Origin of the sequence: Flavobacterium sp. JP2137 (assembly GCF_050562195.1) — a bacterium.
Taxonomy (GTDB): Bacteria; Bacteroidota; Bacteroidia; order Flavobacteriales; family Flavobacteriaceae; genus Flavobacterium.
Map to the genome: position 1 here is coordinate 2520250 of NZ_CP191647.1, position 12365 is coordinate 2532614.

Annotated in this window: 12 protein-coding genes; 4 read left to right on the forward strand and 8 right to left on the reverse strand. The window is 44.8% G+C overall.

Annotated features, from left to right (window positions below):
• Nucleotides 1-93: 93 nt before the first annotated feature.
• From ACQZ43_RS11065 to ACQZ43_RS11090, 6 genes are all read right to left on the reverse strand, one after another.
• Nucleotides 94-642 carry a chromate transporter gene (locus ACQZ43_RS11065; protein WP_430612615.1) on the reverse strand — a complete coding sequence of 183 codons (549 nt, stop codon included), beginning with the start codon at nt 640-642 and terminating at the stop codon, nt 94-96.
• 6 nt (nt 643-648) lie between these two features.
• Complete coding sequence (locus ACQZ43_RS11070; protein ID WP_430612617.1) at nt 649-1182, reverse strand: chromate transporter; 534 nt, start codon at nt 1180-1182, stop codon at nt 649-651.
• 235 nt (nt 1183-1417) lie between these two features.
• Complete coding sequence (locus ACQZ43_RS11075; RefSeq protein WP_430612619.1) at nt 1418-2611, reverse strand: multidrug effflux MFS transporter; 1194 nt, start codon at nt 2609-2611, stop codon at nt 1418-1420.
• A 63-nt stretch (nt 2612-2674) separates the two neighbouring features.
• Nucleotides 2675-3520, reverse strand: a complete 846-nt coding sequence (locus tag ACQZ43_RS11080) for a helix-turn-helix domain-containing protein (protein WP_430612621.1) — start codon at nt 3518-3520, stop codon at nt 2675-2677.
• Nucleotides 3521-3708: 188 nt separating this feature from the next.
• Nucleotides 3709-4383: a DUF421 domain-containing protein gene (locus tag ACQZ43_RS11085; protein WP_430612623.1), complete on the reverse strand. Its 675-nt coding sequence runs from the start codon at nt 4381-4383 to the stop codon at nt 3709-3711.
• A gap of 463 nt (nt 4384-4846) precedes the next feature.
• Entirely contained in the window at nt 4847-5314 is a 468-nt protein-coding gene (locus ACQZ43_RS11090; RefSeq protein ID WP_430612625.1) for a cupin domain-containing protein, read from the reverse strand.
• A gap of 32 nt (nt 5315-5346) precedes the next feature.
• Here ACQZ43_RS11090 and ACQZ43_RS11095 point away from each other — a divergent pair, with 32 nt between their 5' ends.
• From ACQZ43_RS11095 to ACQZ43_RS11105, 3 genes are all read left to right on the forward strand, one after another.
• Nucleotides 5347-6357: a helix-turn-helix domain-containing protein gene (locus ACQZ43_RS11095; protein ID WP_430612627.1), complete on the forward strand. Its 1011-nt coding sequence runs from the start codon at nt 5347-5349 to the stop codon at nt 6355-6357.
• A gap of 367 nt (nt 6358-6724) precedes the next feature.
• The gene (locus tag ACQZ43_RS11100) at nt 6725-6859 is read left to right on the forward strand and encodes a hypothetical protein (protein ID WP_430612629.1); all 135 of its coding nucleotides are present in this window, start codon (nt 6725-6727) and stop codon (nt 6857-6859) included.
• Between the two features lie 408 nt (nt 6860-7267).
• Nucleotides 7268-7831 carry an REP-associated tyrosine transposase gene (locus ACQZ43_RS11105; protein WP_430612631.1) on the forward strand — a complete coding sequence of 188 codons (564 nt, stop codon included), beginning with the start codon at nt 7268-7270 and terminating at the stop codon, nt 7829-7831.
• A 163-nt stretch (nt 7832-7994) separates the two neighbouring features.
• Here the strand turns inward: ACQZ43_RS11105 and ACQZ43_RS11110 are convergent, their stop codons facing one another.
• Nucleotides 7995-8555 carry a thioredoxin family protein gene (locus tag ACQZ43_RS11110; RefSeq protein ID WP_430612633.1) on the reverse strand — a complete coding sequence of 187 codons (561 nt, stop codon included), beginning with the start codon at nt 8553-8555 and terminating at the stop codon, nt 7995-7997.
• Nucleotides 8556-8747: 192 nt separating this feature from the next.
• Complete coding sequence (locus tag ACQZ43_RS11115) at nt 8748-10292, reverse strand: hypothetical protein (protein ID WP_430612635.1); 1545 nt, start codon at nt 10290-10292, stop codon at nt 8748-8750.
• Nucleotides 10293-10816: 524 nt separating this feature from the next.
• Between ACQZ43_RS11115 and rlmF the strand changes: the two genes are divergently transcribed.
• Nucleotides 10817-11725, forward strand: coding sequence for a 23S rRNA (adenine(1618)-N(6))-methyltransferase RlmF (gene rlmF / locus ACQZ43_RS11120; RefSeq protein ID WP_430612637.1), 909 nt, complete (start codon nt 10817-10819; stop codon nt 11723-11725).
• The last annotated feature ends 640 nt before the right edge of the window (nt 11726-12365 follow it).

Below are 12365 nucleotides of genomic sequence, written 5' to 3' on the forward strand. Positions count from 1 at the left end.
ATAAAGCAGTCGGTAGCACATGGATTCACCGCTGTTGGGGAAACAGTCCCCGATAGCCCATCGCATATTGAGGGAACTCGAAAGGAGTGCCACCTAATACACCACCAAGCCCACAGCTGCGGCGAGCGCGAGGAGGAGTATGGGGTGCCAGCGGTATTTGATCGACAAGAGCAGCGCAGCGCAAAAGATCAGTCCGCTGCCGTAATCGCTGAAGTTTTCTGTATTCATCAGCGAAAGCGCGGCCATCGCGATCAGGGCAACGCTCAGCGGACGTATTCCCGCCAGCGCAAAGGAGAAATAGCGGTTGGACTTAAAGCGCAAGAAATAATAGGAGATAAATAGGATCAACACAAAAGAAGGCAGGCAAATCGCCAGCGTAGCCAACACGGCACCCAATACGCAAATCCCCGGATGATAACCCAAGTTTTCCAGCGCCTTATAGCCACTATAGGTGGCGCTATTGATGCCGATCGGCCCGGGGGTGGTTTGAGAAATAGCGACCAAATCGACAAATTCCTGATTCGTCATCCAATTGTTTTGAACCACAACTTCATCGCGTATAAGCGACAACATCGCATAACCGCCACCAAAGCCAAAACAACCTATCTTTAAGAATGCCCATATTAGTTTTATAAAGACCATACCGTTTTAGTTTGTTTTTTCTCGCACTAGGTTATAACTGATTCCCCCCAAAGCACCCAAGATGATGACCCATATCGGCGACAGTCCAAAGTACCACATCAACAACAGCGCACTTAGCGGGATTAAGGCGGTTTTCCAATTCAAACGATTGGCCTTATAGGCCGCGTAACAAGGCGCTACAATCAGGGCTACTGCCGCAGGGCGAATCGCTCTAAAAGCTTTTTCCACCCAAGGGTTATCGGACAGGCGGTTAAAAAAAACAGCGATTAATACGATGATTAAAAACGGCGCAATCACGGTGCCCAAAGCCGCGACTATACCGCCGGTCAAGCCTTTGATTTTATAACCGACCATAGCCGCGAGATTGGTGGCGAAAACCCCGGGTAGGGATTCTGTAATCGGTAATATCTCGTAGAATTCGTCTAGGGTCAACCAGCCTTTTGCTACGATTTCTCGCTCGATAAGCGGGATAACGGCATAGCCGCCGCCTATGGTAAACAAACCGATTTTGGTAAAGGTAAAAAAGAATTTTAGGAGCATTATAGCACAGCTTTTGGAGTGACAACGAGCGTTTGCGCCCGTTTTAGGCTAAGGCAAGATACTGATAATAGGCTTTTACCGCAAGCGAATGGGGCGTTTTTCACCGGTTTTTTGCAACTTTTTTTAGCGGTTTTCACCGGCCGTTATCGGTGCCGGCTGTGTTTCTTTAAGGCGAATAGAACACCCGCTAAACGGGTCGCAGCAAATCCCTACTGCGACCCGATTTTTGACCTGCTCAATTCGAAGTCGATTCGCTTGTGGGCTCCGCGATCCAAAAGCAAAGCACGTACAACAGATGACAAATAAACAGGGCTAAACCCGTTAGTACCAACAAGTCTACCGGAATGATATTGGTGAGCGCCGATAGGAAAAAGGTGACGAGCAATTGCAGGGAACCCAAGAGCGCCGATGCAGAACCGCTATTGGCGTGAAAGGGCTCCAAGGCCAATTTGGTGGTGGTCGGAAACAAGATGCCCAAGGTCAACACCACAAAGAACAACGGCACCAACAACGCCTCAATTGGCTGTTTGCCGATGCACAGCGCTAGGAAAACCACGCTAAACGCCAATCCGACGAATACGGTGCCGCGGATGATTTGCCGCACCGTCCACCAACGCGACAAAATCGAATTGGAAAACCAGGCACCCAGTACCAAACCTATCGCGTTCACCGCAAAGATATAACTGAAGTTTTGGGACGATAGCGCGCCGTATTCCATAATCAAATAAGGGGCATTGGCCAGGTAAATCATCAAGATGCTATAGGTTAAACTGCCGATTAAGGTGTATTTGACAAAAGTCTTATCGCGGAGTATGATTTTGAATTCCCCCAGTAGATTCCCGCGTTTAGTAAGGGTCTTGCTCTTGGTTTCCGGCAGAAAAAGCACTACGGCAACCAAACAGATTACCCCCAAGACCAACAGGGTGACAAAGGTCGACTGCCAGTTGAAATGACTGACCAAGAAATTCCCAGCAACCGGTCCTATAATCGGAGCCACACCCGCTATAATGGCGAGTAGGGAAAATATTTGCATGGTATCGGCTTGGTCAAAGTATTCGTTGACCACCGCGCGGGCAATAACCACCCCGGCACAACCGGCAAAGGCTTGGAAGAAACGCGCAATCCAAAATTGCTCGATATTGGCGGCATAAATACAGGCCATGGTCGCGGCGATAAACAACAGCAAGGAGAGTATGGTGGGCCATTTTCGACCGTAGCGGTCGGAGATGGTACCCCAAAACAATTGGCCAACGGCAAATCCCGCCAAAAAAGTCGAAATCGAAAACTGTACCGCCTTTAAATCGGTGTAGTAGTATTGGGCAATCTTTAAGAAGCCCGGCAAATACAAATCGATGCTAAAGGGTTCTAAAGCGGATAATAGCGCTAGAATCAGCACTACGACAAGTTGGTTTTTTTTTAATCGTCCCATGTTTTTTGTTTTAGAGCACAAAGGTATCCCGAGATTCAAGCCCACACCTTATGCAAAAAAGACTTATCCTTGGACTTTCTTCACCTGTTCTCTAAAGTGTAAAGGCGTTTGCAGTGTGAGTTTTTTAAAAAATCGATTGAAATACGACACCTCTGAAAATCCCAGGGCGTGAGAGATATGCTGTATGTTGTCCGTGCTGTAACCCACCAGTCTTTTCGCCTCCAAGAGCAAGCGGTCTTGCAGCTGTTGTTTGAGGCTTTTGCCGATTGAACGCAGCAGGATTTCGTTCATGCGCTTGACGGATAAAGCCACCTTATCCGCATAAAATTCGTTTTTTCGCTCGCTTATATAATGCCGTTCTACCAGCTCCAACAACTTGTGAATACGCGCATCTATGGTAACATGGCGCTGTTGCAACAGCGGTAAATCTTGTAGGTGAAGCAGGTAGAGCTGCAAGTAGCGCTCCAAGACATCGGCGCGTTGCAAACCGCTAAACTCCAGTTCAATCAATAAGGTCAGGTGTTCAAATAGCCCGCGTTTGTCCGCGCCAACCTCAAATTTTAAGGGCGCGTTTTCCGTAAAGGCCTGTTGCTTGGCTTCGCGAAATAAAATGCGGTGAAAGTAATCCTTGTCGATCGCGAGATAATAACCGCAAATCGACTCGGGATCGAAGTGATGTACCTGTCCGGGGTAGATGATCCAAATTTGATGAGCCGCAATCGGATGCGCGACAAAGTCGATTTCCTGCTGCTGATTCCCCGTTTGGGTAAACCAAAAAATCTGGTAAAAATCGTATTGATAGTGGTGACGAAAATCAAACAGCTCCAGGCATTGCTCAATTCTAAAAAATTCGATGGGAACGTTTTTATCGTGTTGCTGTACTTGGATGACTTGCTTTTTTGACTTCATGATTCTCTGGGTAATCGCTACCGTGTGGCCTGCTCTTCGCGGGTTCAAAGATATTAAAAAACGCCGGACTAACCACAAACCGCAAGGGTGTGGGTGCGACCAAGGTATTATGGACCTCAAACAACCTTCAAACAACCTTCAAACAAGCCTCAAAAAATCCTTTGAAAACTCTCTGCGAGTTCCTGCGATTACAGCCGTTTGCTCGACGGTATCCACAGAATCCTTTGACAACGCGGACAGGGTGGCGGCAGCTCCTGCGTAGCGATTTGAGTTTCTCCGCAATAGAGGCAGGAGTAATGCGTATCTCTTTTTAGGGAAACCGCCATTTGGTCGAGGTAGTGCGGCAATATCGGAAGGCCGTACTGCACTTGGTCCGACTCGAAAAAATAAACGCTAACCGCTCCGGAAATCTCCAGTATGGCATATTCCACCTGCCCTAAATGATAGACGCCCTGCAGTCGCAATTCCATAAAAAACTCATCCTTGCTCAGGGTTTCCTTTTTAAAATCCGCAAGGGCAAAAGTGCCTTGTCTGATGATGTAAACGGGACGGCCCTCAAAGAAGTTCTCGATGGCGCTATACTTAAAGAGGAGCAGGGTAAATAACTTATAGCACAGCACGATCACCGAAAAGGTAATCAAGGCATTGACAATGCCGATTTCCTTGTAAAGCATCGGATCTCCAGCTGCAGAACCCAATCCCAAAATAACGACCAATTCAAATACCGACAATTGCTTAACCCCGCGTTTGCCCAGTAAGCGCAAAAAGAGCAGTATAATCAAAAACATGACAAAGGTGCGCAGCGCCACTAGCAGTAGAAAACGGTAGTCCGAATCGCCAAAGAAGAAAGCAGTGGTTTCCATATTATCCCTTTTATTTGATGCCTAAATATACCCAGCCGATCGGTTGTTTCACAGCCCGCCCTAGAGCCGCTGTTCCACCTCGCCCGATGGATTCCACCGCCCTTTATACGGTGCACAAGGGCTGTAAATGCAAAACCAAGATACAATTTTGTTTGATAAAATAATTTTGTTTGTACGGTATTTGTACAGCTTTTGTACTTTTTTAACAAAACCCCAGTGTTTGTGTGCTATTCTCTAAGATTGTTTGTATGCAGTTTGTACGGTATTTGTACAAGACCGTTTAAGGACCAAACGGCAGTCGCGACGGCAGCTATGCGGGGACTATTTTTTGTGGGTAGTTCGGTATGCTTGGGTAGGGCTGCTTGCTCGCGTCGCGTATTGTCGCACAATTTGGTGGAAGCCATTTCCCATCCTTTGAGAAAAGAGTTGGAAAATGGCGCATTTTCATTCAGTGCAGCTTTTTTTAGCGCTGAGGTTCAAAGATCATCAAGGTGGCTTGATCTTTGGCACTCGGTTTGTTTTCCACGCCTTTGGGCACGATGATGCATTCGTTCGGGTAGAGTTGCAAGGTGTGGTCTCGGAATTGCAATTGCAATATGCCGTCGACTACAAAAAAAAGTTTGTCTTCTTTTTCGTGGGTATGCCATTCGTATTCCCCTTGCATTTTGATCAATTGTACGGCGTGATCGTTGATTTGTCCCAGTGATTTAAGGGTCCAAAAATCTTTTAAATCGGCTGCGGCTGCGGCCGGGTTAATCTTGTCTATTTTCATCTTCTTCATCTTTAGTTTTCCGCGTTTAAAGGCGTCGGCCATCGGTATACATCCGACAGTTAAAACACTCTTATTTGGATTGAATTTAAATAATAAAACAAAGTTAGCTATCTTTGTATAGGCAATGTGCAGCAATATATACGAATACAGCAACAGCATGGGCAGTAGGGAGATTTTTTAAAGGAGACGCGATGAAGATAGAAATGCAAAACGAGCGATACCGACCGTTGAGTCGGGTGATGCAACAATCGGCAGACTATGCACTTCCCGAGGGGGTGCAGTTGTTAGAAACGCAGGATGTGATTGCGGAAGCCGGTTTTTTCCAGCGGTCCGAGCAGTTGCAGCTGCCAGGAGTTCGACTGAGTTTTTATGAGAGAACCCAGAGCGAAGCGATAGAAACCGCGGTTAGCGCCAACGGTTCTTACCTTCAAATGCACTTTGAGATTTCGGGAGGCTCGGCCTACTACCATCCGAATAGCGAGAGTGGAAAGGCGATTGAGACCCAGACGGGCGCGTTTTCGTTTTTTTATATGCCCGAACTCGACGGACGCTTACGAGATCCGATTTGCCAGAGTGCCCGCAGTTTGGAGATCGAAGTAGGGCGGGGTTGGCTCGAACAACATCTAAGCGCGGATTCCCAAACGGCGGCCCGTTTTTTACAAGCCATGGCCGACGGCCAACCGGCGTTATTGGGGGGAAGGAGTCACCGTATAAGTGCGCCTATGCGGCAAACCATAGCGCAAATGTACCACTGTCCGTATAGCGGCCAAGTCAAGCGGCTGTTTATCGAGGGCAAACTGCTCACTTTACTCGGACTTCAACTCGATCAAGCGCAGCAAAAGCCGCGAGCGGTTAAGCGCTTGGTATTAACGGCGAAAGATCGCGAGCGACTCCACTTTCTCAGGGAGCAGCTGACGAAAAACTTTTCCAACCACCACCCCTTAGAGGAGCTGGTAGCGTTGGCGGCGATGAATCGCACCAAGCTGCAAGCGGGATTTAAGCAGCTCTTTGGAAGGAGTATACACGAATTTCTGGTACAAACCCGTATGGATGAAGCCTACCGTTTATTGACTACTACTACCGACAACAGTCTGACGATTGCCTCGCTAGCCGCTCAGGTGGGATACAGCCACTACAACCATTTCTCTGCGGCTTTCAAAAAGCGTTTTGGCAGTCCACCCAGTCGATTTTTAAACGTTTGATGGGGATTGCTTATAGCCGTAAAACCTTTTGGAGCACCTTTTATTTTTTTGAACATTTTTTTTGAGTTAAACGGGTTTTTATTATATTTAAACCCATATAGCACTGTTTTTATGCCGACATAATAACGTGTATTATGACTAAAGGAAGTCAGAATTTTTACCTCAATCAAGCAGAGCCGCTAAAGAGTTGTTTGTTGGCTTTGCGCGAAATTATTCTCACCAGGGATGCTTATCTCTCGGAGTCGAAAAAGTACGGGATGCCGTGTTTTAGCTATGTAAAAAAACCGCTTTGTTATCTGTGGTTTGACAAAAAAAGGGGGAGCCGTATATCCTTTTTGTCGACGGACAGTTGCTTAAGCACCCGTTGTTGGAAGGGGGGAGTCGTTTGCGAATGAAGATCCTTCGCATCGACCCCAATATTGATATTCCCGTAGAGACGATTGACGAAGTACTGGATGAAGCCCTATTTCTGCGTAAATACGGTTCTAACAGTTCGCTATAGGCTATTGCTAAAGTTTTTACTAAATTACGTTGGCTCGCGAGTCCTCTCGCGTGCCATGTGCCATTGCTATAGTACTTTTACTAAATTGGTTGGCTCGCGAGTCCCCTCGCGTGCCTTCTAGTCCTCTCGCGTGTCATGTACCATTGCTATAGTACTTTTTACTAAATTTCTTGGTTGGCTCGCGAGTCCCCTCGCGTGCCTTTTAGTCCTCTCGCGTGCCTTTTAGTCTTTCGTTGGCTCGCGAGTCCTCTCGCGTGCCTTCTAGTCCTGTTGGCTCGCGAGTCCCCTCGCGTGCCTTTTAGTCCCCTCGCGTGCCTTCTAGTCTATTCCGTCCATTCAAGTTTTTGTATTTATAAAAGGTTTTTTACTGTTTTTCTTATTTTTATTCAAACGAATAAAACCATTAAAATGAGTAGAAAATATAAATTTTATAATCCCGAAGGGTTATACTTTGTAAGTTTTGCTGTAGTGGGTTGGCTAGATGTTTTCACTCGGAATGTGTATAGGAATTTGTTTATCGCGAGTTTAGTGTATTGCCAGCGCGAAAAGGGATTAGAATTACACGCATGGTGTATCATGACAAACCATGTTCATTTGATTTTTAGAAGTGTAAAAGGACAGCCTCCCGAATTGTTAATTGGAGATATAAAGCGTTTCACTAGTAAATCTATTGTAAAGGCGATTAAGGAGAATTACAGAGAGAGCAGGAGGGAATTTTTGTTAGATTTTTTTAAAAGGGAAGCGGAGCGGTCTTCCAATGTTGTGGGATATCAGTTTTGGAGACATGATAATCAGCCTTTCGAATTATGGAGTAATCGAATTATCAAGCAAAAAATACGTTATATTCACAACAATCCAGTAAAAGCAGGCTTGGTTTACAGAGCGGAGGATTATGTATATAGTAGTGCTATAGACTATGCAGGACAAAAGGGACTAATTGCCGATGTTGTGGTATATGAATCATATAGTTGAAATCGGGCCATTGCTATAGTACTATTTACTAAATTTCGTTGGCTCGCAAGTCCTCTCGCGTGCCATGTGCCATTGCTATAGTACTATTTACTAAATTACTTTGGCTCGCGAGTCCCCTCGCGTGCCTTCTAGTCCTCTCGCGTGCCGTACCATCAATTATAAATTATTTTTTGGGGGCATGGTCTAAAAACAGTTGTTTTACCTTTTGGAAATCGTAGCTTTTACCAGCTTCTAAATCGCCGGAAGCTATGGTATTGATCACTTCACCTTGGCCGTTGATTACGAAGAAGAAGGGATATCCCAAATCTTTGGCGTTGGGTACATAGCGGTCAAAAACGGCTTTATTTTTGTGTTTGGTGGAGTAATTCAAGTGATAGTATAGGTAGTTGGCATCGACTACGGCTTTGAGTTCGGGGTTATTTTGAATGAAGTCGTTAAAGCGCAGACACCATATACACCAGTTTCCACCGGCTTGAACGAAGACATTTTTTCCTGAGGCTTTTGCAGTTGCGATGAGTTCGTCGAGTTTGGCTTGCGCATCTTCTTGTTCGTTGTAGGGTTTGGACAGTTTTTCTTTTTCAGCTTCCACTTCTTTTTTTGCTTTGAGGGTATCTATTTGAACGGAGGTATCGACAGAGGTATTGGTGGAGGTATTTTCTTTTTTACAGCTAAATACGGTGGATAATAAGGCGAGTATTGCGGTGGTGATTAGGAATTTTTTCATGTTTTTGGTGCGTTTGTTTATGGTATAAAATTAAGGTTTTTTTGGATTGCTATATACGATTGGCGTGTTTTAAATGCGGTTTCGCGATTTAATAAGTCGATCAGGGGTATGGAGAGGTGATTGGGGTATCTTATAAAAAGAGGAGGACGCCCAAAAGGCGTCCTCCAATCCATCGGCACTAAGAGGTGCGATTTATTTGTTGAGTTTGTTGTTTTTGGCTTTGCTATAGATTTTTCCTTTACCGCTGGTCCATTTGTTTTTGGTTGCTGTGTTAGGTTTTTTGGCAGCATTTCTGCGTTCGCCGTTTTGAAAGCTAAGTGCACCGTTATAGGTAGCGGTGATTTTATTCTCTCTATCGTCGACCACATTGACTTTGATGCTGTAATTGTCGCCTACTTTAGCAACGGTTACTGTACCAGAGCGGGTAGGGGCGGCATGGATAAAATCGTCGTTTTGCAATTGGTAATACCAAGTACCAAAATCCAATCCAACTTCTGTACCACCACCGGTGCTTGCGGTACCCACTTTCTCTTCGCCTATAGGATAAACGCCTACAGGAATATCTGTAGTGGCATCGAGTGCTGTGTAGATGCTCAGGCGCATATATTCACCGCTACCTTCAGTATACCAGTAATACTCGGGCATAGTGGTTAGGTTTTCGTTGAATAAATACACTTCCCAGCGGTTGTTTTCTTTACCGGCTACGGGAGATTTTCCTTTGTATTCCAAATAACCGTAGTCCAAAGTGCCTACTGTTTTATCGGATTTCAAAGTCGAGATGGTGTATTCGTCTCCTTGTCTTACTTTACCCACGTATTTGCCCAGGTGTCTAGAGCCGTCTTGTAGTTCTAAGTTAAAGCGAACCTCTTGTCCTTTTTCGTTGTCCATGGTTAGTATAGCACCATCCATGATAAACATTTCTTGTTTTACACCTTCTTTGGTATTGTTGTGAAGGTATTTGGCAAAACTAAAAGTTGGAGCACCGCTTTCGATTTCTTCTTTTGAGCCTACGTGAAAAGTTCCGATTTCATTTTTGGTTGAAGCGCGGTACATTTTGTTGGGAATTTTGATGTTTCCTTCCCATTGTTTGGGAGCCATAACATCAAAGAAAGACAATAGGATGTGGTATCCATCACCATCTTCTTTCAATTCGCCGTATTTGTCGTAATCACCTTGAGTAAAAAACGACATATATTCACCTACGTTGGGGTAGTCATACATATCATCACCCCAGAACCAGCCGTTTTGGATTTCGTATACCGTTTCGTAAATCGGTTCGATATCGATTAATCCGTTATAGTTGATTTGGTAAACGATGTTTTGTTCATCGGTCAAAAGACCTTTAATGCTGTATTTACCGTCGGTTTGTGATACATCGAGATCTCCTTTGGTGATTTTTAGTTGGGCATCGCCTTTTTTCAAATAGCTAGTGTTGGCGATAGTGTACAAATCACCAGATTCGGAAACGCTGTATTTGGTCGATTTTAATTCTGCTTCCAGCAGGTCTTTATCGGCGATTAGATCGGAAATCAAGCTAAGTTCAAAATCCGTGTCGTCGGATTTTAGTTGAATGGCGAATTTCCCCTTAGCGGCTTCGGTTCCTAGATAGGTTCCTTTAGCGTTTTTAATCGCGATTTCGGTCTGTTGTTCTTCTTCTACTTTTGGGCTGCTGTCGTCGCTACTGCAAGACGAGAATACGCCGTTTGTGAGCACTAATAGGCCCAGTAAACCAATCATTTTTTCATAGAAATGGGTGTTTAAATATGCTGTAAAAGCATGTGATTAACGTTTAATTTTTTTTAAAACAAGCTGTTGACAAGCTGTTCTAACTGTCGTCGTTAGTAAAGTTAGATTTTAAATTTTGTCAATAAGCAACGCATGGGGATCGGTTTTTTTATGTTTTTTAAGGGCGATAAATGTAAGGATAATTTGTGATAATATTTATATACTGTGTAAAAATTAGTTTTTTTTATTCGCATATTAAGAATATTATCCCAAATTGATTTGCCAATGAAATCCCATTTTTCCTAGTGTTTACGTGAGTTGCCGCAAAAATTGGGGACCTTAAAAGGGACAGCGCTCAAAATGGGCATATTTTTTTGTGTTTATTCCAAGGCGACGATAAAAGGGGAATTCGAGTCGTTTCGGGACTAGCGGATCGATTTAAGGAAGGGGTTCAAAGGTATATGGGCGAGATCAAATTAGCAGATTTAAGGCAGCAATTCCGTTCAAATACGCTAATTTTGTAAAAAACAAAGGCGATGAAAGACAGCAGTCCGAATAAAAAGAAATTACATCCGAGAAACAAGCATAACAAACTATATGATTTCGACCGATTAAGAGCGGTTGTACCCGAATTAGTACCTTATATCATCAAAAACCCATCGGGGGTGGATACCATAGATTTTTCCAAGCCCGAAGCGGTGGTTTTGCTCAATAAAGCCCTGTTGATGAGCGACTACAAACTGACATTTTGGGAATTGCCCAAGGACAATTTATGTCCTCCCATACCCGGTAGAGCGGATTACATTCATTATGTAGCCGATTTACTGGCGACTTACAATGCTGGGGTGGTACCGACGGGCAACAGTATTAAGATATTGGATTTGGGCGTTGGAGCCAATGCGATTTATCCGATTATTGGAGTTGCGGAATACGGTTGGCGTTTTGTGGCTTCAGACATCAATAAGGAGTCTTTGGCGGCAGCCGAGCATATAGTGGCAAACAATCCGCATTTAAAATCGACGGTGAGTTTGCGCTTGCAACCGAGTTCGCGAAATATCTTGGAGAACATCATCGGCGAGCAGGAGCAGTTTACAGCGGTTATTTGCAATCCGCCTTTTTATAAGTCGCAGGAGGATGCGGCCAAACAAAGTGCGCGAAAAATCAAAAATTTGGGTAAGAAAGCGGTCGTAGCGCCGACGCCCAATTTTGGAGGCCAGAGCAATGAGTTGTGGTGTGAAGGGGGAGAGCTGACTTTCATTACCAACTACATATACGAGAGCCGCCGTTTTGCAGCTCAAGTGAAGTGGTTTACTACCTTGGTATCCGATCAAAATCACTTAAAACCCCTACAGCGATTGCTGTCTAAGGTGGGAGCAACGGAGATGCAGATCATTGAAATGGAGCAGGGAAATAAAATCAGCCGCATCATCGCTTGGCGATTTTAGGAGAAAGCACTAGAAAAGCCCTGTAAATCCATGGATTTACAGGGGTTTTTTATGCGCAACTACCTCCCTATTTCTACAGCGTATTTCTCGGGATTTTCGACTTTGGGAAAGCTCAGATTCCCGCGTTTATAAATAGCTTTTTTGCGGATTCGCAGATTTGTTTATTTGCAGATTCGCTAGTTTTCGGAAAGCACCTCCGTTTTCACTTAAAAAGCAGCCGTTTCGATTTACCGGAATCCTAGGTGCATCATCGCATCCGCTTTTTTGCCTATTTACAGATTCGCCAGTTTCCGAATATCACCTCCCTTTTCACTTAAAAAGCAGCCGTTTCGATTTACCGCAACCCAAGGCGAATCCTCGCATCCGCGAATGGACGAATCCGCATATTTACAGATTTGTTTATTCGCCAGTTTTCGGAAAGCACCTTCATTTTTATTTAAAAAGCAGCCGTTTCGATTTAGCGCCATCCAAGGCGCATCATCGCATCATCGAATCCGCGAATGGACGCATCCGCTTTTTTGCCTATTTCAGATTTGCCAGTTTTCGGAAAGCACCTCGGTTTTTACTTAAAAAGCAACCGTTTCGATTTACCGCCATCCAAGGCGCATCATCGCATCCGCGAATGGACGAATCCGCTTAC

What these genes read in the sequence shown, in the direction of transcription:
- ACQZ43_RS11115 (WP_430612635.1), bottom strand. Translation starts at nt 10,292, where the DNA reads ATGATTGGTTTACTGGGCCTATTAGTGCTCACAAACGGCGTATTCTCG.
- ACQZ43_RS11110 (WP_430612633.1), bottom strand. Translation starts at nt 8,555, where the DNA reads ATGAAAAAATTCCTAATCACCACCGCAATACTCGCCTTATTATCCACC.
- ACQZ43_RS11085 (WP_430612623.1), bottom strand. Translation starts at nt 4,383, where the DNA reads ATGGAAACCACTGCTTTCTTCTTTGGCGATTCGGACTACCGTTTTCTA.
- rlmF (WP_430612637.1), top strand. Translation starts at nt 10,817, where the DNA reads ATGAAAGACAGCAGTCCGAATAAAAAGAAATTACATCCGAGAAACAAG.
- ACQZ43_RS11070 (WP_430612617.1), bottom strand. Translation starts at nt 1,182, where the DNA reads ATGCTCCTAAAATTCTTTTTTACCTTTACCAAAATCGGTTTGTTTACC.
- ACQZ43_RS11095 (WP_430612627.1), top strand. Translation starts at nt 5,347, where the DNA reads ATGAAGATAGAAATGCAAAACGAGCGATACCGACCGTTGAGTCGGGTG.
- ACQZ43_RS11080 (WP_430612621.1), bottom strand. Translation starts at nt 3,520, where the DNA reads ATGAAGTCAAAAAAGCAAGTCATCCAAGTACAGCAACACGATAAAAAC.
- ACQZ43_RS11105 (WP_430612631.1), top strand. Translation starts at nt 7,268, where the DNA reads ATGAGTAGAAAATATAAATTTTATAATCCCGAAGGGTTATACTTTGTA.
- ACQZ43_RS11065 (WP_430612615.1), bottom strand. Translation starts at nt 642, where the DNA reads ATGGTCTTTATAAAACTAATATGGGCATTCTTAAAGATAGGTTGTTTT.
- ACQZ43_RS11075 (WP_430612619.1), bottom strand. Translation starts at nt 2,611, where the DNA reads ATGGGACGATTAAAAAAAAACCAACTTGTCGTAGTGCTGATTCTAGCG.
- ACQZ43_RS11090 (WP_430612625.1), bottom strand. Translation starts at nt 5,314, where the DNA reads ATGCTGTTGCTGTATTCGTATATATTGCTGCACATTGCCTATACAAAG.